Below are 22,733 nucleotides of genomic sequence, written 5' to 3' on the forward strand. Positions count from 1 at the left end.
AATATAACAATCAGAGAAGACAACGAAGATTAAATAGACTATCTCCAGTCAGTTTTAGACATCAACAACTAGCTTCTTAAGCACGGAAAAACTAGTTAATAGCTCAACATGAACACAAAAGAAAGAGCTATTTCCAAAAGGAAATAACTCAGGTTTTTTACATCTCCACTTTTTGGGGTCTTGACCAACTGATCTCAGGTTTTTTCAGTGTGTTGAAATATGAATGAAGAAATTTTGAAAACTAGAACACTAAGTGAATAATTTATTGAAAAAGTTGAGTTTTGTTTGAATCGGTAAGTTGTACCCTTCTCTATTTCTTCATGAATAATGGTCCTGCTTGCAAATTTCTAATTATTATTAAAGATCTGCTTTTTTAATTGAACTTCTATTTATTGAATTCTTAGTCTAAGGGTTTAATTAACATGATTAATATTGATAACTAAAATTTAAATTTCTAAAAAATTAGCGACCTAATGACGTTTTAATAACACTTTACATCCAATCAAAGGTACAATAGCAATATCGAAAATCAAATTAAGGATGGTAAGGAATGAAGAAACAGCAATCAATTTTATTTTTCACCTGGATTGTAAGTATTATTGCAACACTAGGTAGTTTATCATTTTCAATTATTAATCATTGGACACCATGTTCATTATGCTGGTATCAGCGAATTTTTATGTACCCGATCGTTTTTATTATTGGAATCGCTTTTTATAAAAATAAAATAAAAGATGTAATTTATGTTTTACCTTTATCATTAATAGGTATGTGTATTTCAATCTATCATATTTTAATTCAAAAAGTTCCCGCACTGAAGGAAACAGCAACGCAGTGTGGTCCGGTCCCTTGTACTGGAGATTATTTAAATTGGTTTGGATTCATTACAATTCCAATGTTAGCATTTGTTGCATTCCTACTTATTAATATTTGCTGCATAACTCTTTTACGAAAATCAAATTAAAATAATTCAAGCTGCTCGGTAGAAGATGGTCCAAATTCAATACCTAGCAGCTTCATTAATTGTTTTGCATTATCAGCTGCATCTCCACCAGAATTATTATTAAACAGTATACAAATTTCTTTTGTGTTTTTTGATAACTGCTCAATTCTTTCTACCCATTCGTATAATTCCTCTTCATTATATCGGTATAAATAACGTACTTCACGCCAATTATCTTGTCCATTGTGATTCCATCCATATATATTTCGACCATGGAACCGGATTAAAGTTAATTTCGGATTTGTCGGATGTAACACGATTGGTATGCTACCATTACCTGCTTGTGGCTCATCACAAATTGAATGAATCCATCCTTCATCCTCCATAAACTTCAAAGTTTGATCATAAAAACTCGGATAAAACCAAGTCTGATTTCGAAATTCTAAAATTGCAGGAAGTCCTTTAAGTTTACTTTTCAAGGTTCTTAATATTTCAACATTTTCTTTTTTACAATTAAACCATGGTGGAAACTGAAATAAGATCCCTTTTAACTTATTCGCTTCAATTAAAGGCTGAATAGATTCCAAAAATGGCGTCAACAGTAAAATTTGCTCCTCTTTCGAATAATTTTGCCTTGAATGGCCAGTAATTCCACCATATGCTTTAACGATAAATGAAAAGTCAGCAGTTGTTTGATTTACCCATTTTTGATAGTTTGATTGTGGCATAATACTATAATAGGAAGAATCAATTTCAACAATTGGAAAATGCATACAATATTGTCTCAATTTTTTTGAAGAGTGAATCCGATCAGGGTATAAACTATCATGATCGCCCCACCCAGTAACTCCAATTTTTATTTCCATACTTCTCTCCCATTAGTTCTTTCATTACTAATTAATTATTTCTAATTTTCATTAAAATAAACGAATTAGTTTGATATAATGACTACAGTATAATCTTATTTTAGTAGAAATTGGAGTATAGTGTAAATGATTAACGAGACAGTACAAGAACTTAAAAATAAAATTACCGAACTTGAAGAAAAAGTAAAATCGTATGAAACAATTTTAAATACAATAACTTCCGGATCTATATTTTCAAATGAAACTCGTGAATTATCTTATTCGAATCATTTAACTAGAAATACAACCTTATATCATACAAATAATGATACAATTCCATTACATACTAAATTTTCTAACTTTTTATTTAATAGTAGAAGAACTTTGCAATCGATCTACGATGCATTACCGCACCATATATTATTTATAGATAAAGATGGTATCATTACGCTATACAATCAGCAAGTTGCGATTGATTTTAAAATTACTAAATGCGAATTAATCGGACGACATATTAGAGAATTATTAAAAATAGACGATAAAGAAATTTGTTTATTACAAACACTTTATTCAGGCGAAGAATTTTATAATAAGGAAATTTTAAATATTAATTATGGCATTATCAATACTCGCATCATCCGTGATTTAAATGGAGAAATTTCAAGAGTAATTGGTGTTTTTCATAATTTAAACGAGGCAAGAGATTCTGAAAAGCTAGCATTGTCAGGTAGAATTGCTGCAGGTATAGCACATGAAGTCCGCAATCCACTTACAACTGTTAGAGGTTATTTGCAATTCTTGCAAGAAGAAGCTCCACCTAGGTATAAACAATTGTTTAATGATTTATTGATTCCAGAATTAGATCGAGCAAATGGAATTATTACAGACTTTTTATCGATAACAAAGAATGCGAACTATAAACCAGAGCCAATTAATATTAATGATTTTTTATCAAATCACATAAAACAGCTATTATTTAGCGAGACCGTTTTAAATAATGTTAAAATTGAATATTACCTATCTGAGGAATTAATAGGAGCACATATTTTCTTTGATAAAAACCAACTTGTCCAAGTAATTTTAAATTTATTTCATAATGCACTAGATGCAAAAAAAGAAGGTCAGCTTACAATTATCATTGCAACTTATATTGATAAAGATTTTATTTATATTGCAGTAAAAGATGATGGATCTGGAATTCCACCTTCAGATTTACCATATATATTTGATCCGTTTTTCTCAACTAAAGATGACGGTACTGGACTAGGTTTATCTCTAACTAAAAAACTGATTCAAAATCATAACGGGACCATTTCTGCAATAAGCGGTAATAATGGAACTACTTTTACGATTACATTACCAATTAAATAGCTTTATTCATAAAAAAAGACCAAAACATCAAAGTTTTGGTCTTTTTTATTAAACAGATAATATGATTTTTCCAGTTGATTTTCTACTTTCTAATAGATCATGTGCAAGCTTACCATCTTTTAAAGGAAACACAGTAGGTTGTTGTACGATTAATTGTTTCGTTGCAATCCAATTAAATAGCTCGCTACTTCTACGTAGTCTCTCTTCTTTCGAAATTAGTACATTCCACAAGTCTCCACCAGTTAGCGTTTTTGAAGTATCCATTAACATTCTTGGATCAATATGAACTGGATCTCCTCCAGCCATTCCATAAAATACAACTGTACCGTGAACTTTTGTTGCTTCAAAGCTATCCATTATTGTAGAGCCCACTGATTCATATACAACATCTACACCATTTTTTTCTTTTGTAAACTCTTTTATTTGTGAAACCCAATTATCAGTATATAAAAATACTTCTTTCGCACCGATTGATAAAGCTTTTTCTCTTTTTTCTTGTGATGAGGTTAAGCCGATTACCTCTCCACCTTTTAAAAGAATCATTTGAGTCAATAATTGGCCAACACCACCTGCAACTGCATGAACAAGTGCAACATCACCTGCTTTTATTTTATAACTATCATTAATTAAATAATGTGCAGTTAACCCTTGTAGCATAATAGACGCAGCAATTTCAAAGTTAATTTCATCTGGTATTGGTACAATATGCGATTCCATTGCAGCAACATACTCTGCATTCGAAAAAGGAACATCAGCAAACGCTACGCGATCTCCTACTTTATAGTCTTTCACATCAGAACCGACTTCGGTAATGATTCCAGAGCCTTCATAACCTAGAATATATGGAGGTTCACCTGCTAAATGATAATTTCCTTTACGACGATAAATATCTGCAAAATTAACCCCTACAGCCTTCATTTCAACTAATACTTCATCGTTTGAAATTTTAGGTGTTGCTATTTCTTCGTATTTTAATACGTCTGATTGACCAAATTCTCTAAAAACAAGTGCTTTCATTTACATACTTCCTTACATTTAAAATTCAAAGACAAAATCTTCATCTGTTAATTTTTCCACTGTAACTGCTTTTACATACCCATTACCTTTAACAGAGAAGAAATCATGATTTTTAGTATCCGTTTTTAAACCGTTTAAAACAATTGGATTAATATCTTCTTCATCAAAATAAGGATCAAATCCTAAGTTCATTAACGCTTTGTTTGCATTATATCGAATAAACTTATTAACTTCATCCACTAAACCAATTGAAGAATAAATTTCATCTGTATATTGTAACTCAATTTCATATAATTGAACTAATAATGACATTGTTTCATTGTAAAGTCGAGTTTTTTGTTCATCAGTAAATTGGTCATAAATTTGTTGCGCTAATAGTCCTACAAAAACACCATGAATACTTTCATCACGTAAAATTAAATTAATAATCTCTCCACTAGCAGTCATTTTACCTTGACCAGCTAAGTATAACGGGTAGAAAAATCCACTATAAAATAAGTAACTTTCTAAAAATACACTTGCAACCATTGCCATATACAACTCTTCATCCGAAACATCACGCTTTAATAGATTTAAATAATAAGAAGAAATTAATTCCGATTTTTTAGTTAAAATTGGATGCTCGTCTACCCATTTAAACAAATCTTCAATTTCATCTTCAGTAGCAAGAGTTGTAAAAATATGCGAATAGCTTTTCGCATGTACTTCTTCCATCGCACCCATAAAGGCTAGCACACTTTTAGCTTGTAAATTTTTAAGATGAACTAAGATTAAAGGCATACCTTCTCCGCCTTGCTTAGTATCTAATAATGTTAATCCGCCTAAAACCTTTTTAAATGCCGATTGCTCCTCTTTTGATAATGTATTCCAAGTATTTTTATCAGATGAAACGACAATTTCTTCTTCAGTCCAAAACTGCGATAGATTTTGCTTCCAAAATACTAAACTAAAATCATCCTCTTTTTTATTCCAGTTAACAGCTTTCATTTATATTTCCCCCTAATCATAAAGAAAGCTCGATGATATAGAACAATATGCATAAAGCATTCTATATTCGAGCTTTTCATTTAGATCATCAAGTAATTTATTTAGATTCAGGTTTAGATTATTCAACTCTTTATATACTAAAGTTCAATACTACTTTTTTATACTGAACAACTAATGCATTCTTCTACACTCAATTTACGAGTACGTGTGTAATATAAACTCTTTAATCCTTTTTTATTAGCATAAATATAGTATCTAGCAAGCTCTCGCGTTGAGATATCACTGTTTACATATAAAATTGTACTAATACCTTGATCGACATGCTGCTGAATTTCAGCAATTAAGTCAATTAACTTAAATTGGTTAATATCATATGCCGATTTATAATACCAGAAACTATTTTTTGATAAATATGGCATCGGATAATAAGTTGTTGAATTTGCGTAAGTTCTAGACTCTATAACATTTACAATCGGCATAACCGATGAAGTAGCATTTTGAATGTAGCTAATCGATTGAGTAGGTGCGATTGCTAAACGATAGCTGTTATATAATCCATACGCTTGTACTTGCTTACTTAATGTAACCCAGTCAAATTCATTCGGGATATAGATTCCATTAAATAATTCCTTTACTTTGTCTGTTTTAGGTTCAAATGATTTTGAAGTATACTTTTCAAAATAAGTACCTTTAGCATATTCACTCTTTTCAAAATCCTTAAACGTTTTACCAGTTTCCTTAGCAATTAGCATACTTTTTTCAATAGAATAAAAGTTTACCATCATAAAGAAAGTATTCGCAAAATCTTTAGCTTCAGTACTTTCATATGAAATTCCATTTTTCGCTAAAAACCCATGCAAATTCATTGCACCTAGACCAACAGAATGAAGTTCTTCATTTGCCTTTTTAACTGTAGGTGCATTCTCTATTTCCGTCATATCTGTTACAGCTGTTAATGCCTCAATTCCAACATGTACAGATTCTCTGATCGCTTTATTTTCCATTACATTTACAATATTTAATGATCCTAAATTACAATTCACATCACGTTTAATCGCATCTTCTTCACCATAGTTATTGATGACTGATGTTTCTTGAAGTTGAAAAATTTCTGTCTCATATATTCAATCAGGCCCGCTACGACCTAACCCGTTCTCTTATGAACTGCTACATGTCACCATGCAGGATAGACTATATCATCACCTTCAGCTCAACCTGGTAAGGTGCTCTGCTTTTCCACTCGCTTCGAGTGTACTCTACTCGCTTCTTCACTGGAGTTTTTCATCCAGCTATGCTTTCGATAGTCGTTAGGCATTTACTTATCTTAATCTTTCAGAAAGTCTCTTATAGGTAGGAAATTTATTGCGACCTTGTCTCCTGATGGGTTTCTTTAGACATTCCTAAATATTGTGCTACATTTTGATTAATGAATTAACACTTAATACCTATAAGACACTTACTATAAATAGTTTAGATTAACGAATTAAGATAAGATTTAGCACGGTAGATTACCTATTATAAGGCTTCTCCCGTTTAACAGAGTTTTCGACTAGAATTTCTTCTAGAAGGTGCTAGCTATTAACACAAATTAGACATTTTAATTTCGCCAATATCCTTCAATGCATGCTGCTGATTAGCATTACTCTTATACATCAAATATGGATAACCAGATTCTAACTGAATCGCAGCAATTTTTACTAAAAGATCTCGAGCATTTAAGTCTAGCTTTTTCTTTTTAATACGCTCATTATTTACTAACTCTTCATATCTTTCATCTATATCAAAGTCATCTAAATGAATTCCATATTCTTTATACACTGTATATGGTGCGAATACGTAGAATGGTTCATTTTTTTCTGCTAGTTCAAAGAATTTATTTGGAACTATTAAACCGATTGATAGTGATTGAATTCTACTTTTCTCATCAGCATTGATTTTTTTTGTATCAAGAAATTCAACTACGTCCCAGTGGAAAATATTTAAATAGGTTGCACCAGCACCTTTACGTTGTCCAAGCTGGTTAGCATATGAAAATGAATCTTCTAATAGCTTCATAACAGGAACAACACCACTTGCAGCGTTATCAATTTCTTTAATTTGCTCTCCACGAGCTCTAAGTTTTGATAGATTTAATGCAACACCACCGCCTATTTTTGACAGTTGCATTGCCGTATTAATTTGAAATCCTATTGAATTTAAACTATCGTCCATTTCTAATAAGAAACATGACACCAATTCGCCTCTTCTACTTCTTCCAGCATTTAAGAAAGTTGGAGTAGCTGGCTGATAGTTTTGTTGAATCATCATTTTTGCTAATTTCAATGCTTTTTCAATATTGCCTCTTCCTAAATATAGTGCAACGATCGCAATTCGATCCTCATATCCTTCTAAATAATGCTTTCCATCATTTGTTTTTAATGCGTAATCTTTAAAGAATTTTGATGCGGCCATATATGATTGAAAAGTAAATCCTGCATTGTATACTAACTCATATAATTTTTCTATTTCATCAAAGGAGTAATCCATCTCAACATTATAATAGTAGTTTTCTTGAATCATATAGTTTAAGCGTTCTTTTAATGAAGAAAACTGAATCTTTTTATCTTCAACTTCTTTCAAGAAACAAAGAAGCGCTTCTTTATCTTTTGCGAGATCAAAAAAACCATCTTTTTTAATCGTCAATTCATTATTCAGCTCAATATGTCTCAAGCTTTTCCACTCCCTCAATAAAATATTGTACATCTCGACTTGTCCCTGACAGTTCAAACTTTGATAACACTGGAACTTGATAGTCTGATGCTATTTTATCTGCACTTGCTGCAAAAGAATCTCCCCAGTTTTTATTACCACTTGCACTGACTGCTTTTAAATACTTTGAATTACTCTCCAAAAAAGTACTTACGTTTTCAGGTACGTTACCAAATCCTGTAGTATAGGTTACGAGAATATACGGTACTTCAATTGTTAGTCCATCTTTTATTTGGATTGACGGCATTCTAACTTTATTGACAAATCGCTTAACATTGCCAGTCATTGAACTGTAAACTATCACCATATTATCACCCTCGTTAATATGTAAGAATATTGAAAATACTTATATTATATACCTACATATTGTATTACCTTTTTAGAACAAACACAACATATAGGTACTGAATTTAGAAAATAAACATTTCGACAATATGTCTCGAAATAAAACAATATATGAAATTTAACAAATTATGGAGAAGAGTGCAATAAAGTGTAAAACAATTTTTTTGTCAAATGAGGTCATAACATTTTCACAAAAAAAGTACTCATTAAGACCTTGCGAAATAAGAAAAAAAGCTAAAAAAACTTTTTTTTTTCGCAAACTTTTAATGAGTACTCGATTAAAATAATATTATTTTGACTTTAGATTTTAACAAAAATTGTTAACTTCTAGCTTCTTCTAAGTAAGTATAAATTGCATGGCCACCATGCTGTGCAATCCCACGAAAGTGCTTAAAGTCCTCTCGATTAACAATTATTTGTCTAAATGTTAAAAAATCATCTTTTGTAACACTAATTTCTGATATCTCACCTTTTACTAGCTGATCAATCAAATTGATAAATTCATTTTGTTCCATACTATCACCCTTTATTATTTTGATCGCCACAAGAAATAAACTTCAAACCTTACATTAACAAAGAATGTACTTAATGGAAACTAAATAGTTACATCAAGAATTTTTTCCGTAACAGCTAAATTCATATTTTTATTATTTACTAAAATTACTTCACTTTTTCCATCTTTTAAAACTAAGAATGCTTTAGGAATTACTTCTACTCCAGTTCCGATACTCGCAAACTCGTATGATGAATGTGCTTCACCTAGCGCTAAAATCATTTCAAAAAATGGTACTAAAATAATTTTTTCAAAATATAAAATCGGATCACCTATAAGAGTATTACTACTAACCAAATTTTTAATTTCATTTGAAATTTCTACTTCAAACTCTTCAAACCATTCTTTCAACAAACTAACCTCCTGAAAGTGCTACAACCATTTTTGCCTTTCAAAAGGTTTTTAAACATAATTTCTTATGAAAAAAGACAAAATTGTAAAAAAATTTAAATTTTCTCTTTACCTTTAAACCGTTTTCATGCATTATAGAAGGTGTCAAGTCAAAACTTTGTTAGGAGATATGCTCATGAAAATTGCAGAAGCAGGAAATATCATTGAGTTTAAACAGGGATTGAAAGGTAGAGTACAAAAAGTAAATAAAAATTCTGTCATTGTTGACATATCCATAATGGAAAACTTCAGAGATTTAGAAATGGAACCGCTAACAGTCGTAAACCATAAAAATTATAAAATACTAAAAACAGCTGAATAGTTTAATAATAGTAATATCAGCTTATATTCATATTTTAAAAGGTTCGAACTACATAAATTTCAATTATATTAAAATTTTATTAGAATTCTTTACCAAATCAGTCTCAGGTCCCGTGTATATCACGGGACTTTTTTTTATGATTACAAATGATAATGTGATAAGTAATGATCACGATAAAAATCTAGTACCATTCACTCTTTAGTAAAGGAGATGGCTATTTTGTTTCTTTGTCCAATTCTTTAAACGATTTTACTTTATCATGTGGCTGTTGGTTCGACTTTCTTTCATTCCAAAATCGTTCCTTTTCTTTTTTTGATTTTGTCATTTTCTTTCCTCCTAAAATTAATCAATTTCTTGCCATCTTATCATTTCACAAAAAATGAAAATCTATGTTAATTATTTTTAGAAGGATTGAGCAAGAAAATCGTATAAAACGTTTAGATCTTTTTCTTTTTTTTTTAAAAGAGTTGAAATGAACATGTTTTTTCTCCAGAGAAATAACGACGTCTAAAGATTGAAAATTCGGATTATATTTTTTTATCACTTTATCACTATACATAGGAAGGAAGGTAATAAATGAACTTTTTAACAAAGTTTAGTTTAAAAAACTCTGTAGCAATTTTTATTATTTCGTTTTTATTAATATTTGGAGGACTATATTCCTATTCAAAATTAAAAGTTGAAGAGCTTCCAAATATCGAGTTTCCAGCTATTTCTGTTCAAGTTGTTTACCCTGGTACAGCACCAGATGATATAAATGAGCAGATTACAACAAAACTTGAAAATTCATTTAAATCAATTGAAGGAATTAAGACACTTTCAAGTTCTTCTTTCGAAAGCGTTTCTGTAATTAATGTAGAATTCCCATTTAATACGGATATGGATAAAGTTGAACAACAAATTAACACAACATTAAAGGATGCTGGATTACCTGAAAATGTATCAACAAAAGTAGACCGTTTTTCGTTTGGTTCATTCCCTATTTATTACATTTCAATGTTTTCAAAAGATGGTTCAAATATCGAAACAACTTTAAATGACGAAATTGTACCAGCTTTAAATAAAATTGAAGGCGTAAACAGCGTTTCGATCGGTGGAGGAAAATCTACTTCATTATCAATCGAAGTTGATAAGCAAAAAATTGCAAACTTAGGTCTTTCATTAACAAGTATAAAAGATCAAATTAATGCAAAATTCCTATCCTTCCCGGCTGGAAAAATAAATGATGGCGATATTAAAATTCCAATTCGTGTTGAAGAAAAATTAGACACACTTCAGAAACTAAAGGATTTAGAATTACAACCTGCATCTTTTACTTCTACTACACCAAATCAAAATGCTCAAACTCCAAAAGTTTTATTAGGAGACATCGCTAAAATTGAATCAGTAGACTCTAAAGACGAATTAATTCGTTATAATGACAATGATGCTATATCAATGGCAATAACGAAAAAACAAGATGCAAATACAGTTGAAGTAGCTGACAAAGTAATAAAGGTACTAGATAAGCATAAAAATGAAATTTCATATAAAGTGGGTTATAGTTCTGCTGAAGGTGTAAAGTCATCTGTTGAATCTTTAATTAAAGAAGGCTTATTAGGCGCAATATTTGCCTCATTAGCAGTATTGATTTTCTTACGTAACTTCAGAGCTACATTTATTGCTATTATATCAATACCTTTATCATTATTAATTACATCGATTTTCTTACTTAAATTAGATATAACGCTAAATATTATGACCCTAGGTGGTATGGCAGTTGCAGTAGGACGTGTAGTTGACGATAGTATCGTTGTAATTGAAAATATTTTCCGAAGAATACGTAAATCTAAAGAAGGCATTTCAAATTATTTAATTTTATCTTCTACAAAAGAAATATTAAAAGCAGTCACATCTTCTACTATTACTACAATTGTAGTTTTCTTACCTTTAGGTGTTGTCGGTGGATTTACTAGTAAAATATTCCTACCATTTGCTTTAACAATTGTTTTTTCCTTACTAGCTTCATTGTTAGTTTCGATTACAATCGTACCAATTTTAGGTCGCTATGCTTTTAAGAAAGTGCCACCTGAAGAAAAAGAAGATAAAATTCAAGTTTGGTACGGTAATGTGATCGAAAAATCATTAAATCGCAAATGGATTGTTATTGTACTAGCTATTGTATTACTTGCAGGTTCTTTCTCTTTAGTAGGTAGACTTGGGTTCACATTTATTCCAAATGAATCTTCACGATCAATCATTGCTTCATTAGAACTGCCATCATCAACATCATTAGAAAAAACAAATGAAGTTTCATTAAAAATGGAAAAGATGTTCTTAAATATGAAGCAAGTTAAAGAAGTTTCTACTGGTGTTGGTAGCCGTGACTTTATGACTGGACTAAAAACTGAGAATAAAGCTAGCTATTTTATTAATTTAAAACAAAGTGCAGATGTTGATCAATTCATTAAAGATACAAAAAGTAAAATGGAGAAAGTAGCAACATCTGAAGTTCAAGGTGCTAAAGTAGGATTACAAGAAAACTCATCTGGTGGTCCACCATCAAATAATAACGTGGACATCAATTTATATTCTAATAACTTAGTTGCACTACAAGAAAGTGCAAAAAAAGTTGAAGACTATATGAAAAAGAATGACCACCTAAAATATGTTACGAATAATTTCGCAGAAAAACAAAAACAAGTTATTGTTTCAGTTGATGAGAAAAAAGTTTCTGAAAATGGACTTTCCGCTGGAATGATCTTAGGTTTAGTTGCTGACCAAACAAATCCAGTCAATATGGGAACATTAAAAATTGATGGTAAAGATCAAAATGTACAATTAACTTACAATAAAGAACTCCAATCTGTAGAGGATATTAAAAATATTAAATTGTTTGGTAAATTAGTACCAATCAAATTATCAGATGTAGCCCAAGTTAAAGCAGTTGAAACATATTCAGCAATTCAAAAATTAGATGCTAAAGTATTTGCTAAGGTTTCTGCTCAAATAAAAGGAAAAGACATTGCAAAAGTAACAAATGAAGTAATCAATGATGTAAAAAAAGATGTAGACTTGCCAACTGATGTAACTTTAAAAGGTGGTGGCGGTAGTGATGATACTACTCAAACATTTAAAGATCTAGGTGTTGCAATGGGAGTTGCAATCGGATTAGTTTATTTAACCATGTTAATTACTTTTGGCAAAGCTCGAATTCCATTTATTATTTTATCTGCATTAGTATTTGTACCAATCGGTTCATTTGTTGCACTATTCCTAGCTGGCGAACCACTCTCAATTAGTGTAATGATTGGTTTACTAATGTTAATTGGAATCGTAACAACTAATGCAATCGTACTAGTCGATCGAATCGGACAAAATTTAGAACAAAAACGATTACCTCTTCGCCAAGCAATCATCGAGGGAGGTAAAACACGTCTAAGACCTATATTAATGACCGCATTTGCAACAATAGCTGCTTTACTACCTTTAGCATTAACAAAGTCTAGTGGTACACTTATTTCGAAAGGATTAGCTATTACAGTAATTGGTGGTTTAACTTCATCAACATTATTAACGCTAGTATTTATTCCGGTTGTATATGAACTGTTCTTTTCTAAGAAAACAAAGAAGCATGCTAAGTCTGAAGATACTGCCAAAGTTGTTAATAATTAAATTTGATAAATAGTAAAAGAGAAAGGGGGCAATCCTTTCTCTTTTCATGCTGTTGAAAAAAAAAATTGTCAATTAATTGTTGGAATTATCATTGATAAGTAAGTTGAATCTTGATTTCCACTACAGTGTGCTCGCTTTCCATGGGGCGAGACCTGAGCCTCCTCGGCTACGCCTGCGGGGTCTCAGCCTTCCCGCTAATCCCATAGGAGTCGAGCACCCTTCCGTTCCAATCATGTTCCATATAAAAAATAATAATCTTAAAAATAAAAAAATAGTCAATTGAACGAATGGATTACCCTTTACTAATCAAGTGTAACTTATGATGACGACTTACACATCTTTACAAATAATGATCGTTAAAAAAGAAGAAATTTTAATTTTTGCAAGTTAGTTAAAACATTTATAAACAAACCAAAAACACTTGGTTACCAATAAGATGTCAGATAAAACAATAATAAATAATCTATAAATTCATAGAAAATCATATAATGTTTGTATTTTTCAATATTGACTACTATATATTTCAACCTCTGAAAAGAGAAAGGTAATAATCCTTTCTCTTTTTGTGTTTTTTAATTGGTTCTACTAGAAACTTTCTAACGCATTTATTTCTAGATAAAAAAACTCCGACTTTTAAAAAGTCGGAGTAATTCCTTATAAGTTTTGATCGTTAACTCCTGCTAGCCATTTTCTAACAGGTTCTAGTGTTTCCTCAATACAGCCATCATTAAATGGTGATTCAAGTTTAGCCTCTTTAACTAAGCCTAAAAATGATTTACTTCCTCCTAATTGGCAAAGTCCAACATAATCAGACCACGCAGAATTTCGATCTTCATGCATTTTATTCCAGAATTGTAATGCACAAATTTGAGCTAATGTATAATCAATATAATAGAATGGTGATTGGTAAATATGCCCTTGTCTTTGCCATAAACCACCTTTTTCTAAATAACTATTTCCGTCATTTGCTCGATGAGGTAAATATTTTTCTTCTAGGCTCTTCCAAAGTCCGTGGCGTTCCTCAGGTGTTAAATCAGGATTTGCGTAGATTTCATGTTGGAATTCATCTACTGCCACACCATAACTAATAAAAGTAATTGCACTACTTAAATGTGTAAAATAATATTTTTGTGTATCCTCTTTAAAGAATTCTTCTTGCCAAGGCCATGTGAAAAATTCCATACTCATTGAATGAATCTCACACGCCTCAAAAGTTGGCCAGTTATACTCAGGTGTTTCAAATTTACGACTTTCATAAACCTGGAATGCATGCCCAGCTTCATGTGTTAGTACGTCAATGTCACCAGATGTTCCGTTGAAGTTCGAGAAAATAAAAGGAGCTTTATAGTTTGGAATATAAGTACAGTATCCCCCACCTTGTTTTCCTTCCTTAGCAACTAGATCTAGTAAATTTTCCTTTAACATAAAATTGAAAAACTCACTCGTTTCTTTCGATAATTCATCATACATTTTTTTACCATTCTCAATAATCCACTCAGGATTACCTTTAGGCGTCGCATTACCAGTTACAAATTCGAATTTATCGTCATAGTAATAAAGTTGTTCTACACCGATTCGATTAGCTTGTCGTTCTCTTAATTCGGTAGCGATTGGAACAATTGTTTCAAGAACTTGTTCTCTAAACTTCTTAACATCATTTGCATCGTAATCCGTCCTCATCATACGAGCATATCCTAGTTCAATAAAGTTTGAGAAACCCAGTTTGTTTGCTATACGAGTTCGAATTTTTACTAATTTATCGTAAATCTCATCAAATTTATCTTGATTCTCCGAGAAGTATCCAAAGTATGTATCGTAAGCTGTCTTTCTAACCTCTCGATCTTTATCCTCGAAATGTGCTGAAATTTGTGCTAACGTTTTCACTTCACCATAAAACGGAAGTTTAGCAGCCGCTACTAACTTAGCATATTCAGTCGTTAGTTTATTTTCTTCTTGTAAATCTGGAATTACTTCTTCACTTAAAATTTTCACTTCACATTCAGCTAAAGCAAATAATTGACGGCCATATTTTTCTTCAAGTTGCTCTCTAAATGGTGAACCGATTAATGCTTTATAATATTGTTGCCCATATGATTGAACAATTGGAGTGTTCTCATCAAAAAACGCTTGCTCATCCTCATAAAACTGATCGTTTGTATCAACTGAATGGCGAACTGCACATAAATTTTCCATTGTTGAAAATTCATTTCTTAAATCATTGATTTCATTCATTGCTAATTCTTGTTCATAGACCGTTGAAGCATCATAAAAATTTTGTAATGAACGTTTAAATTGTTCCCCAAAGTTCTTAATATTTGGTCTAGAATACTGGTAATCTTGAAAACCCATGTTAATCCCTCCATTTTTTGTGATATTGCTATTATATAAAAAATCTTCTTGTAAAAAAACCTAAATTTAAATAAATTTCTGAAAATTTAAAAATTATTTACTTAGAAACATAAAATTTAATTCCAGAGAAATAGTTTTTAACAGCTTAAATAAGTGTTAATTCAATATATTTTTAAATAGATAATTGTTTAAAAATAAAAAAAGCTCCATCAAATGAGAGCTTTTTTAATTAGACCCATGGTACCCAATTTTCTTCAATAAGTGAATTAGGAAATTTTTTTCTTCATTAGATAGATCACTCATTTGCTCATGTAAAAATTCTTCGTGCACCGGAAAAATTTCTTCCATCAGTTTATTTCCACTTTCAGTTATTTCAGCATAGATTACTCGACGATCTGCACTACAAGGATTTCGATAAACTAGACCTTTTTTCTCAAGTTTATCTACTACATAAGTAATACTTCCACTTGCAATTAATATTTTTTCTCCAATATGTTGAAGTGGTTGGTTTCCTTTATGATACAACAGCTCAAGAACTGCAAATTCAGTTGGATTTAAATTAAAACTAGCAATCGATTTATTTGCAGAATCATTTATTTTTCTATGAGCTCGCGATAATACAATAAATAGCTTTAAAGAAAGCTCTATATCTTTTCTATTTGTCTCTTCCATAATAATACTCCTTCAATTTCTTTTACATTGTTCATTCTATATTATTATTTTACACTTATAAATCAATCTTAAGATTATTTCAATGAAAATGACTTATTTAATTCAGTTAGCAATTTTTTTTGGTATGAAATAATTAACTCGTCCAATTCTTGACTGGCCTTTAAGGTTAAATGTTCGTTTAACCCTTTAGTTTCCGCAAAAAATACCATTTCTTCCCTTTTTAATGAAATAGATAATAATAAACGGCTGAGTTGATATTCATTCATTAGACAGATTCCCTTCTACAGGATGTTTTTTAACAAACCTTTTCATTCAAACTCGAATTAATTCTATTATTCATTCTATCTAAATTATTTAAAATAGATACAATATGAAACCTACTAAGCAAAATTACCTAGTAGGTTTATTTTTTTTATGAAATAGCGCTTTTATCGTTCTTACTTTATAAATTAGACGACTTTTTATTAAATCCTGCTTAAAATGATTAATTTTGATTTAAGTGATATTCTATAGGCAACTTTATCTAAAGTTTAGTAATTTGTAGCTATGAACAAATAGTATTGTTCAATTCCTATAAATACTGTATACTCTAAAAAAAATTTATATTTAGCATAAGCTACTAGAAAAGATCCTAATTCAATAATAGTATAATTTTATTATAAAATAAAAAAGCTGAAATGTAATGGAATTTATTTACCACTACTATTTCAGCTTTTTCACTTCTATTTAGTTGCCTGCTTTTATTTTATGACCTTGAATCATCATTAGTTTTACTTTATAACTTATTAGAAATTCTATTCCTTCTAGCCACTTCTTCGTTTCTAGTGGGCTTCTTCCCCAAACAGTGATCCCGTGATTCCTAACAAGAACAGCCCCAAAATCCTTTGTTAAAAATGGAGTGTATGCACGATTAAAAGTTTCCATGTCTTGTGCATTCTCAATGATTGGAACTATTATTTTATTTTCAAAATAAGAACTCGTTAATATATGAATCATTTCATTATTTTCAAGTTCTACCTGCCCCTCATCACCAAATAATTCAGAAATTACATTATTATCTACAGTATGTACATGGAGCACACAAGTAGCAGATGTTTTTTCGTAGATATTTGCATGAACCAATGTTTCAAGTGATGGCTTTAATACCGTATCAAATACTGGTTCACCCAGGTTATTAACTACAATAAATTCTTCATCACAGCGCGCTCTCTTATCCTTCTCATCCGCAGTTACAAGAAACAATAATGGATCGTCTGAAATTTTCATTGACAAGTTTCCACTAGTACCATAAAACCAATCTCTTTTAGCCAAATCACATTTAATATTCGCAAGCTTTTTCCATTGTTCTAAAAATAAACTCATATTTACACCTCCACTTATTTAGACTATCTATTTGGACACCGTAAAAATTCAAACTATTCATACTATTTAATAAAATTATGTCATGTGTCGGTCTTCATTGTCAATAGTTCTAAGTAAATGAACAATCACCAATTTTCTACAACTTTTTTCCATTTTTGATAGTAACTAATGATTTAATACTTTTTTTACATCTTGATTTGACAGCACTCCTATTTTATTACACAAATACGTAAAAAATAATACTTTCCTACTCATTTTGTTGTTCCTTTCTTTCCCTAGGGAAACTTTTTTGTATTTAGTAAATCATATGTCTTTTTATAAAAAGTGTGAGGAAAATCTACTATAAAATAGAGCAAGATTCTGCTTACTTTATTAGCGGATTTTAGTCCGAATCTTCTCCAAAATAATCCACCCTAAATTGATTTCGCCTAATAATTAGATAGATGGATCGCTTCTTTTTTTCATTCATTTTCTATTTCGCTTTTGAAAATTTAGTAATCTCAATATTTTATGATAAAATAAATCGATAATAATTTAGAACGAGGTATATCAATGAACATTGTTTTAGCAACATTAAATGCAAAATATATCCATACTAATTTGGGTATTCGATACATTAAAGCGTATGCTCAGCCTGAATATGATATTGAGCTTGCAGAATATACAATTAAAGACCCAAGCCTTAATATCATCACTGACTTATATAAACGCAAGCCAAAAATTCTTGGCTTTAGCTGCTATATTTGGAATATCGAACAAACAATTGAAGTAATCCGTATGTATAAAAAAATTGATCCTTCAGTTATTATTTTTGTTGGCGGACCAGAAGTAAGCTATGATGTGAATTATTGGTTAGATCGCGTAAAGGAAATTGACATTATTACGATCGGTGAAGGAGAAATTACCGTTAAGAAATTAATTAAAGCTATTGAAAATGGGAATGATTTCACTTCCATAAATGGCATTGGTTATCGAGATGAAGGAAAAAATATCATTAAACCACAAACCGAAAAATTAGATTTAACAACTATTCCTTCCCCTTATCGCTTTAAAGAAGATTTACCATTTCTAAGTAAAAGAATTCAATATATCGAAACAAGCAGAGGTTGTCCATTTAATTGCCAGTTTTGTTTATCTTCTATTGAAGTTGGGGTTCGATATTTTAATCGAGAGGTTATTAAAGATGATATTCGTTACCTTATGGCAAACGGAGCGAAGGTTTTTAAATTCGTAGACAGAACTTTTAACATAAGTCGTAGTTATGCAATGGATATGTTCCAATTTTTAATTGATGAACATGTCGAAGGAACAGTATTCCAGTTTGAAATTACTGGTGATATTATGCGACCAGAAGTTATCGAATTTTTAAATCAAAATGCACCTAAAGGCTTATTCCGATTTGAAATTGGTGTTCAATCTACAAATGATGCTACAAACGAACTAGTTATGAGAAGACAAAACTTTGAAAAGCTATGCAGAACTGTCACACTTGTACGGGATGGAGAAAAAATAGATCAACATTTAGATTTAATAGCTGGTTTACCAGAAGAGGATTACAATTCATTCCGTCAAACATTCAATGACGTTTTTGCTTTAAGGCCGGAAGAGTTGCAACTTGGGTTCTTAAAAATGCTAAGAGGCACTGGAGTACGATTAAGAGCACATGAACATGATTACGTATATATGGATTATGCTCCGTATGAAATATTAAGTAATAATGTACTATCTTTCGATGATATAGTAAAAATTAAGCAAGTTGAAGACGTACTCGAAAAATATTGGAATGATCACCGTACAAATAGTACGATTGAATATTTAATTAAAAATGAATTTGAAAGTCCATTTGATTTCTTCCAATTATTTGGTTCATATTGGGAAGAAAGAGGGTGGTCAAGAATAGGCCACCAGCTTGAAGATTTATTTAAGCGTCTAAATGAGTTTTTAACTCAATATCAAATTAAAAACGATACGATTGTTAAAGATATTATGAAGATTGATTATTACTTAAATCATAAATATAAACCGCGTAAACCATGGTGGGACGAAGTAACAAACCATGATTTTACGAAGGAAGTTTATAAACGAATTATCGAAAATCCTGAATTTTTAGGTTCCGATTTTATTTCACTTAATTTAAATGAAAAAGAGATCTATAAACACACAATGATTGAATCACTTTCATTTGATATCGAACATTTCTTACTAACTGGAGAATATAGAACCGGTAATTATGCAATGCTAGTTTATTTCTCACCAAAAACATTATCGCCTTCATTTTTTACAATTGAAGTATAAGTACAAGAGGACAATATTCATTTTGGATATTGTCCTTTTTGTATTGATTTTACTATTTAGCAAATAATAATTTGTAAGTAGAGGTGATATATAATGAAGAGAAAAAATGACAAATCTAAAATCGATTCACCGGTATTGCATGATACTTTACCCCATATTTCAAATTTTCCATCTTTTAAAGGAACAGACATTAAAATGGAAGAACCTTTTGTAAATTCAAAAGGTGTAGTTATTGGAGACAGTAAGTATAGCTCCCCTAACTCTCCATTAAATAATTGGTCTGACGATGTTGATCCATCAGTTATGGCGGGCGACGAATGGGTTCATCCAACAAATGATATTGGTTGGGCAAGTGCAGAAAACGCCGACCTATTAGAATCAAAAAAGCGAGAACAACCAGCAAAACAATTTATGCATCCACAGCACGAAACCAAAGACTGATTATGTGCAAGTTTTAGGGGATAGAAAAGAGTTATCATTTCTTCTATCCCCTATTTTTTTTTAAAATAGTGCGATATTTATATTGCCCTTTTTTTGAACTAGTAGCATATATAATTGCGCTCTGTGGTGTGTGAAGTGGACTAAAATCTCTAATAACCATTCGAATTTAGAATATTGAAGACCCCAATATGAAGTAGTTTTTACAACTAAATCATTTTCTTTCATATTAAAATAGCATTCCTTTAATTCCTGAAAGTTTTTTTGTAATAAACTCTTCATTTCAACGAAAGATTTACATTCAACCACGGTATAGTAATTAACCATCATTTCTTGACTTGCACCGCTCATAATTTCCATATCAGCACCAATAAGTTCACATAGATGCTGCACTAACTCCCCGATCGATTTCTTATCATCAACCGGTCGAAAATTTAAATCTTCCTCATTAATTAAATCAATCATTTCTAAAACACTCTTTACACATATACTTAACTGATTAATCACATTTTCAATATACATACATTGTGCGGGAAAAGAATGGCAGAATTTTTTGGATTGGAATATTTGTATTCTTGATCAATCACTCCATAATTTCTAAGCTCCTCCCTTTTCCTCCTTCCTACTTAACCTCTAATTTTTTATCCGTCATATAACCCTTTCCTATTGAATAGACTTGTACAATAGAGGAGGGATATTGAATGAGAACATTAGCTTGGCATGAAACTTTAGAATTACATGAAATTATTGCTACAACTACTTACTATTTATATAAGCTTAAAACAAATATAAAAAATATAACAGATTCAGGATTAAAAGAATTATATAAAACTTCTATTACATTATTTGAAAATAACTTACGTGAATTACTTAAATTTATGAGCAATATTACGATTGGGGAACGGGATGCAGCAAGCGATAAATTGGCCAGCGAAATGAGTGCTGAAGATTTATTATCAGCAACAAAAGTATTAACAAAAATGTATGCACATGCACTTACAGAAACCGCTACTCCTGACTTAAGTAATTTATTTATAAAGCAACTAGTATCGGTGAATAATTTACATGTTCAAATTTTTAGCTATTTATCAAAACAAGGTCAATATTCAGTATTTAATATTAATAAGTTAATCGAAAACGATGCTAAAAAGGCTATGGATGTCTTAAAAATGCCGTATTAAAAAATGGACGTTCTATAACGTCCATTTTTTAATCTTTATTGAAGTTTTTATTAGATAAGTCTGTGACTTTCTCAGCAGCTATGTGATGATATCTTTGAGTATTTTCAACTAATTTTATCAAATTCAGATATGTTTGCTTTGCACCTAATACAAGTAACGGAACGCCAATAAAATCGATATGTAGAAATCTTGATGTAAATCCACCTAAAGTCATAGCTATTGGTACAGTTGGCGATGTACTTGATAAGATGATTTTATCATCTTCATTTAATAAAACCTTTCCTAAACCTTCTATGGCAGTAGGCACATTTTTTGTATATCTTTTTGCTACTGTATATACTTGGTCTCCATTTTCGTCTTCACCGTGAAAAAATAGTTTTCCACCATCTTTTGGTTTTAGTTTATTAAATAAGTAGGTATTTTTTACTTCTTCAGTTGTCGGCTGGCGATCAAGTGGTAATTGTTTTAAATGATATGCTGCTGCTAAGGGTGAAGAATGTGTACCTCCAAAACAGTAATAAATATAATATTTCATTTATCTCATCCTCAAATTTTTAATTAATACGTATGTAAATGTAATTGCTTCGAATCCCATTCTGCGAAGCATACTTGTTTAAGTGATAAATTTGACTCAGAAAGTTTTTTATGTACCCACTTTTCATCTTTTTTAAGCGAGTTAAGTGCTCTTTCAATTATTTTTCCATCACTAATTACTACGACTGGTAAAAATTCTTTTTCCATTTGAATTTTTAAATCCTGTTTCGTAGGCGTATCGAAATTTGATTTCTTCAAGACACTAATTGTACCGTCATTTTCTAAAATAGCATACGCTACTTCACTGACTGCAAAAGTATCCTTAGCTCTTAGTAATTGCATCAATTGATCAGTATCCAAACGGTTTCTTTTCAATTCTTTCCACTGGATTGCCCCATGCTTAATAACGACCGAAGCATCACCTTCTAAGAACTTCCTTGCCCACATTGACTTTTGTGTCCAGACCTCAGTAAAAAATATTAATGCACCCCAAACAAAAATACTAAAAAGAATTTTTGGTAGATTCGCTTCTTTATCATATATTCCATCCCCTAGTATATTTCCTAGCACAAGAGATGAAATCAAATCAAATGGCGTTATTTGCGTGATTTGTGTTTTTCCATTAATTTTAACGACAATAAAAAGAGCTATATATCCGAAAAACAACTCACTAAACATTTCAAGATAATTCATGTGATACACTCCTAAAATTTTATTACCTATTAAA

Annotated in this window: 21 protein-coding genes and 2 pseudogenes; 7 read left to right on the forward strand and 16 right to left on the reverse strand. The window is 30.7% G+C overall.

Going from position 1 to position 22,733, the window contains the following annotated elements; all coding sequences use genetic code 11:
- Window positions 1-550 precede the first annotated feature (550 nt).
- A complete protein-coding gene (locus ACFWM3_RS22685; protein WP_056474150.1) occupies window positions 551-964 on the forward strand; it encodes a disulfide oxidoreductase in 414 nt (137 codons plus the stop codon).
- On the opposite strand, the gene ACFWM3_RS22690 is transcribed toward ACFWM3_RS22685, so the two are convergent.
- Complete coding sequence (locus ACFWM3_RS22690; protein WP_056474145.1) at window positions 961-1,809, reverse strand: DUF72 domain-containing protein; 849 nt, start codon at window positions 1,807-1,809, stop codon at window positions 961-963. The two genes, ACFWM3_RS22685 and ACFWM3_RS22690, sit on opposite strands and share 4 nt — an antisense overlap.
- A 126-nt stretch (window positions 1,810-1,935) precedes the next feature.
- On the opposite strand from ACFWM3_RS22690, the gene ACFWM3_RS22695 reads away from it, so the two are divergent.
- The gene (locus tag ACFWM3_RS22695) at window positions 1,936-3,159 is read left to right on the forward strand and encodes a two-component system sensor histidine kinase NtrB (RefSeq protein ID WP_390313011.1); all 1,224 of its coding nucleotides are present in this window, start codon (window positions 1,936-1,938) and stop codon (window positions 3,157-3,159) included.
- Between the two features lie 48 nt (window positions 3,160-3,207).
- Here ACFWM3_RS22695 and ACFWM3_RS22700 read toward each other — a convergent pair whose 3' ends face one another.
- The 7 genes and pseudogenes from ACFWM3_RS22700 to ACFWM3_RS22730 form a co-directional block, all read right to left on the reverse strand.
- Entirely contained in the window at window positions 3,208-4,176 is a 969-nt protein-coding gene (locus tag ACFWM3_RS22700) for a quinone oxidoreductase family protein (RefSeq protein ID WP_390313012.1), read from the reverse strand.
- Between the two features lie 18 nt (window positions 4,177-4,194).
- Complete coding sequence (gene nrdF, locus ACFWM3_RS22705; RefSeq protein WP_056474139.1) at window positions 4,195-5,163, reverse strand: class 1b ribonucleoside-diphosphate reductase subunit beta; 969 nt, start codon at window positions 5,161-5,163, stop codon at window positions 4,195-4,197.
- Window positions 5,164-5,321: 158 nt separating this feature from the next.
- Window positions 5,322-6,278: pseudogene (locus tag ACFWM3_RS22710) on the reverse strand (ribonucleotide reductase large subunit); the annotation flags it as partial.
- A 466-nt stretch (window positions 6,279-6,744) separates the two neighbouring features.
- Window positions 6,745-7,872, reverse strand: a pseudogene (locus ACFWM3_RS22715) (ribonucleotide reductase N-terminal alpha domain-containing protein); the annotation flags it as partial.
- On the reverse strand, window positions 7,859-8,218 hold the full coding sequence (gene nrdI, locus ACFWM3_RS22720) for a class Ib ribonucleoside-diphosphate reductase assembly flavoprotein NrdI (protein WP_056474136.1): 360 nt from the start codon (window positions 8,216-8,218) through the stop codon (window positions 7,859-7,861). The gene nrdI and the pseudogene ACFWM3_RS22715, both read right to left, overlap by 14 nt.
- 358 nt (window positions 8,219-8,576) lie before the next feature.
- On the reverse strand, window positions 8,577-8,771 hold the full coding sequence (locus tag ACFWM3_RS22725; protein ID WP_056474133.1) for a hypothetical protein: 195 nt from the start codon (window positions 8,769-8,771) through the stop codon (window positions 8,577-8,579).
- 80 nt (window positions 8,772-8,851) lie between these two features.
- Complete coding sequence (locus tag ACFWM3_RS22730; RefSeq protein WP_056474132.1) at window positions 8,852-9,160, reverse strand: spore germination protein GerW family protein; 309 nt, start codon at window positions 9,158-9,160, stop codon at window positions 8,852-8,854.
- Between the two features lie 175 nt (window positions 9,161-9,335).
- Here ACFWM3_RS22730 and ACFWM3_RS22735 point away from each other — a divergent pair, with 175 nt between their 5' ends.
- The gene (locus ACFWM3_RS22735; RefSeq protein WP_056474129.1) at window positions 9,336-9,521 is read left to right on the forward strand and encodes a YkvS family protein; all 186 of its coding nucleotides are present in this window, start codon (window positions 9,336-9,338) and stop codon (window positions 9,519-9,521) included.
- Between the two features lie 214 nt (window positions 9,522-9,735).
- Here ACFWM3_RS22735 and ACFWM3_RS22740 read toward each other — a convergent pair whose 3' ends face one another.
- A complete protein-coding gene (locus ACFWM3_RS22740) occupies window positions 9,736-9,846 on the reverse strand; it encodes a DUF6254 family protein (protein ID WP_220270703.1) in 111 nt (36 codons plus the stop codon).
- A 251-nt stretch (window positions 9,847-10,097) separates the two neighbouring features.
- On the opposite strand from ACFWM3_RS22740, the gene ACFWM3_RS22745 reads away from it, so the two are divergent.
- Window positions 10,098-13,175, forward strand: a complete 3,078-nt coding sequence (locus ACFWM3_RS22745) for an efflux RND transporter permease subunit (protein WP_390313013.1) — start codon at window positions 10,098-10,100, stop codon at window positions 13,173-13,175.
- Window positions 13,176-13,829: 654 nt separating this feature from the next.
- Here the strand turns inward: ACFWM3_RS22745 and ACFWM3_RS22750 are convergent.
- The 4 genes from ACFWM3_RS22750 to mtnB form a co-directional block, all read right to left on the reverse strand.
- Window positions 13,830-15,524 carry a M3 family oligoendopeptidase gene (locus ACFWM3_RS22750; RefSeq protein WP_056474123.1) on the reverse strand — a complete coding sequence of 565 codons (1,695 nt, stop codon included), beginning with the start codon at window positions 15,522-15,524 and terminating at the stop codon, window positions 13,830-13,832.
- 225 nt (window positions 15,525-15,749) lie between these two features.
- Entirely contained in the window at window positions 15,750-16,196 is a 447-nt protein-coding gene (locus ACFWM3_RS22755; RefSeq protein ID WP_056474121.1) for a MarR family winged helix-turn-helix transcriptional regulator, read from the reverse strand.
- A gap of 74 nt (window positions 16,197-16,270) precedes the next feature.
- Window positions 16,271-16,462, reverse strand: a complete 192-nt coding sequence (locus ACFWM3_RS22760; RefSeq protein WP_056474119.1) for an aspartyl-phosphate phosphatase Spo0E family protein — start codon at window positions 16,460-16,462, stop codon at window positions 16,271-16,273.
- A gap of 460 nt (window positions 16,463-16,922) precedes the next feature.
- The gene (gene mtnB, locus ACFWM3_RS22765; RefSeq protein ID WP_056474118.1) at window positions 16,923-17,558 is read right to left on the reverse strand and encodes a methylthioribulose 1-phosphate dehydratase; all 636 of its coding nucleotides are present in this window, start codon (window positions 17,556-17,558) and stop codon (window positions 16,923-16,925) included.
- 552 nt (window positions 17,559-18,110) lie between these two features.
- Here mtnB and ACFWM3_RS22770 point away from each other — a divergent pair.
- Together ACFWM3_RS22770 and ACFWM3_RS22775 are read left to right on the forward strand one after the other, a co-directional pair.
- Window positions 18,111-19,853 carry a B12-binding domain-containing radical SAM protein gene (locus tag ACFWM3_RS22770; protein ID WP_390313014.1) on the forward strand — a complete coding sequence of 581 codons (1,743 nt, stop codon included), beginning with the start codon at window positions 18,111-18,113 and terminating at the stop codon, window positions 19,851-19,853.
- A 93-nt stretch (window positions 19,854-19,946) separates the two neighbouring features.
- Window positions 19,947-20,294 (forward strand): DUF3905 domain-containing protein, encoded by a 348-nt coding sequence (locus ACFWM3_RS22775; RefSeq protein ID WP_390313015.1) that lies wholly within the window; start codon window positions 19,947-19,949, stop codon window positions 20,292-20,294.
- A 60-nt stretch (window positions 20,295-20,354) separates the two neighbouring features.
- On the opposite strand, the gene ACFWM3_RS22780 is transcribed toward ACFWM3_RS22775, so the two are convergent.
- Window positions 20,355-20,813, reverse strand: a complete 459-nt coding sequence (locus ACFWM3_RS22780) for a DinB family protein (protein ID WP_483867287.1) — start codon at window positions 20,811-20,813, stop codon at window positions 20,355-20,357.
- 179 nt (window positions 20,814-20,992) lie between these two features.
- On the opposite strand from ACFWM3_RS22780, the gene ACFWM3_RS22785 reads away from it, so the two are divergent.
- Window positions 20,993-21,472, forward strand: coding sequence for a spore coat protein (locus ACFWM3_RS22785; protein WP_056474106.1), 480 nt, complete (start codon window positions 20,993-20,995; stop codon window positions 21,470-21,472).
- Window positions 21,473-21,500: 28 nt separating this feature from the next.
- On the opposite strand, the gene ACFWM3_RS22790 is transcribed toward ACFWM3_RS22785, so the two are convergent.
- The gene (locus ACFWM3_RS22790) at window positions 21,501-22,007 is read right to left on the reverse strand and encodes a DUF3189 family protein (RefSeq protein WP_056474102.1); all 507 of its coding nucleotides are present in this window, start codon (window positions 22,005-22,007) and stop codon (window positions 21,501-21,503) included.
- A 23-nt stretch (window positions 22,008-22,030) separates the two neighbouring features.
- Entirely contained in the window at window positions 22,031-22,699 is a 669-nt protein-coding gene (locus ACFWM3_RS22795; RefSeq protein WP_056474099.1) for a DUF421 domain-containing protein, read from the reverse strand.
- Window positions 22,700-22,733 lie beyond the last annotated feature (34 nt).

This window comes from Gottfriedia sp. NPDC058432 (assembly GCF_042721555.1).
Taxonomy (GTDB): domain Bacteria; phylum Bacillota; class Bacilli; order Bacillales; family Bacillaceae_G; genus Gottfriedia.

Bases quoted from the DNA above. Each gene is read 5' to 3' on its own strand.
- ACFWM3_RS22685 (WP_056474150.1), top strand. From the start codon at position 551: ATGAAGAAACAGCAATCAATTTTATTTTTCACCTGGATTGTAAGTATT.
- ACFWM3_RS22690 (WP_056474145.1), bottom strand. From the start codon at position 1,809: ATGGAAATAAAAATTGGAGTTACTGGGTGGGGCGATCATGATAGTTTA.
- ACFWM3_RS22695 (WP_390313011.1), top strand. From the start codon at position 1,936: ATGATTAACGAGACAGTACAAGAACTTAAAAATAAAATTACCGAACTT.
- ACFWM3_RS22700 (WP_390313012.1), bottom strand. From the start codon at position 4,176: ATGAAAGCACTTGTTTTTAGAGAATTTGGTCAATCAGACGTATTAAAA.
- nrdF (WP_056474139.1), bottom strand. From the start codon at position 5,163: ATGAAAGCTGTTAACTGGAATAAAAAAGAGGATGATTTTAGTTTAGTA.
- nrdI (WP_056474136.1), bottom strand. From the start codon at position 8,218: ATGGTGATAGTTTACAGTTCAATGACTGGCAATGTTAAGCGATTTGTC.
- ACFWM3_RS22725 (WP_056474133.1), bottom strand. From the start codon at position 8,771: ATGGAACAAAATGAATTTATCAATTTGATTGATCAGCTAGTAAAAGGT.
- ACFWM3_RS22735 (WP_056474129.1), top strand. From the start codon at position 9,336: ATGAAAATTGCAGAAGCAGGAAATATCATTGAGTTTAAACAGGGATTG.
- ACFWM3_RS22740 (WP_220270703.1), bottom strand. From the start codon at position 9,846: ATGACAAAATCAAAAAAAGAAAAGGAACGATTTTGGAATGAAAGAAAG.
- ACFWM3_RS22745 (WP_390313013.1), top strand. From the start codon at position 10,098: ATGAACTTTTTAACAAAGTTTAGTTTAAAAAACTCTGTAGCAATTTTT.
- ACFWM3_RS22750 (WP_056474123.1), bottom strand. From the start codon at position 15,524: ATGGGTTTTCAAGATTACCAGTATTCTAGACCAAATATTAAGAACTTT.
- ACFWM3_RS22755 (WP_056474121.1), bottom strand. From the start codon at position 16,196: ATGGAAGAGACAAATAGAAAAGATATAGAGCTTTCTTTAAAGCTATTT.
- ACFWM3_RS22760 (WP_056474119.1), bottom strand. From the start codon at position 16,462: ATGAATGAATATCAACTCAGCCGTTTATTATTATCTATTTCATTAAAA.
- mtnB (WP_056474118.1), bottom strand. From the start codon at position 17,558: ATGAGTTTATTTTTAGAACAATGGAAAAAGCTTGCGAATATTAAATGT.
- ACFWM3_RS22770 (WP_390313014.1), top strand. From the start codon at position 18,111: ATGAACATTGTTTTAGCAACATTAAATGCAAAATATATCCATACTAAT.
- ACFWM3_RS22775 (WP_390313015.1), top strand. From the start codon at position 19,947: ATGAAGAGAAAAAATGACAAATCTAAAATCGATTCACCGGTATTGCAT.
- ACFWM3_RS22780 (WP_483867287.1), bottom strand. From the start codon at position 20,813: ATGTATATTGAAAATGTGATTAATCAGTTAAGTATATGTGTAAAGAGT.
- ACFWM3_RS22785 (WP_056474106.1), top strand. From the start codon at position 20,993: ATGAGAACATTAGCTTGGCATGAAACTTTAGAATTACATGAAATTATT.
- ACFWM3_RS22790 (WP_056474102.1), bottom strand. From the start codon at position 22,007: ATGAAATATTATATTTATTACTGTTTTGGAGGTACACATTCTTCACCC.
- ACFWM3_RS22795 (WP_056474099.1), bottom strand. From the start codon at position 22,699: ATGAATTATCTTGAAATGTTTAGTGAGTTGTTTTTCGGATATATAGCT.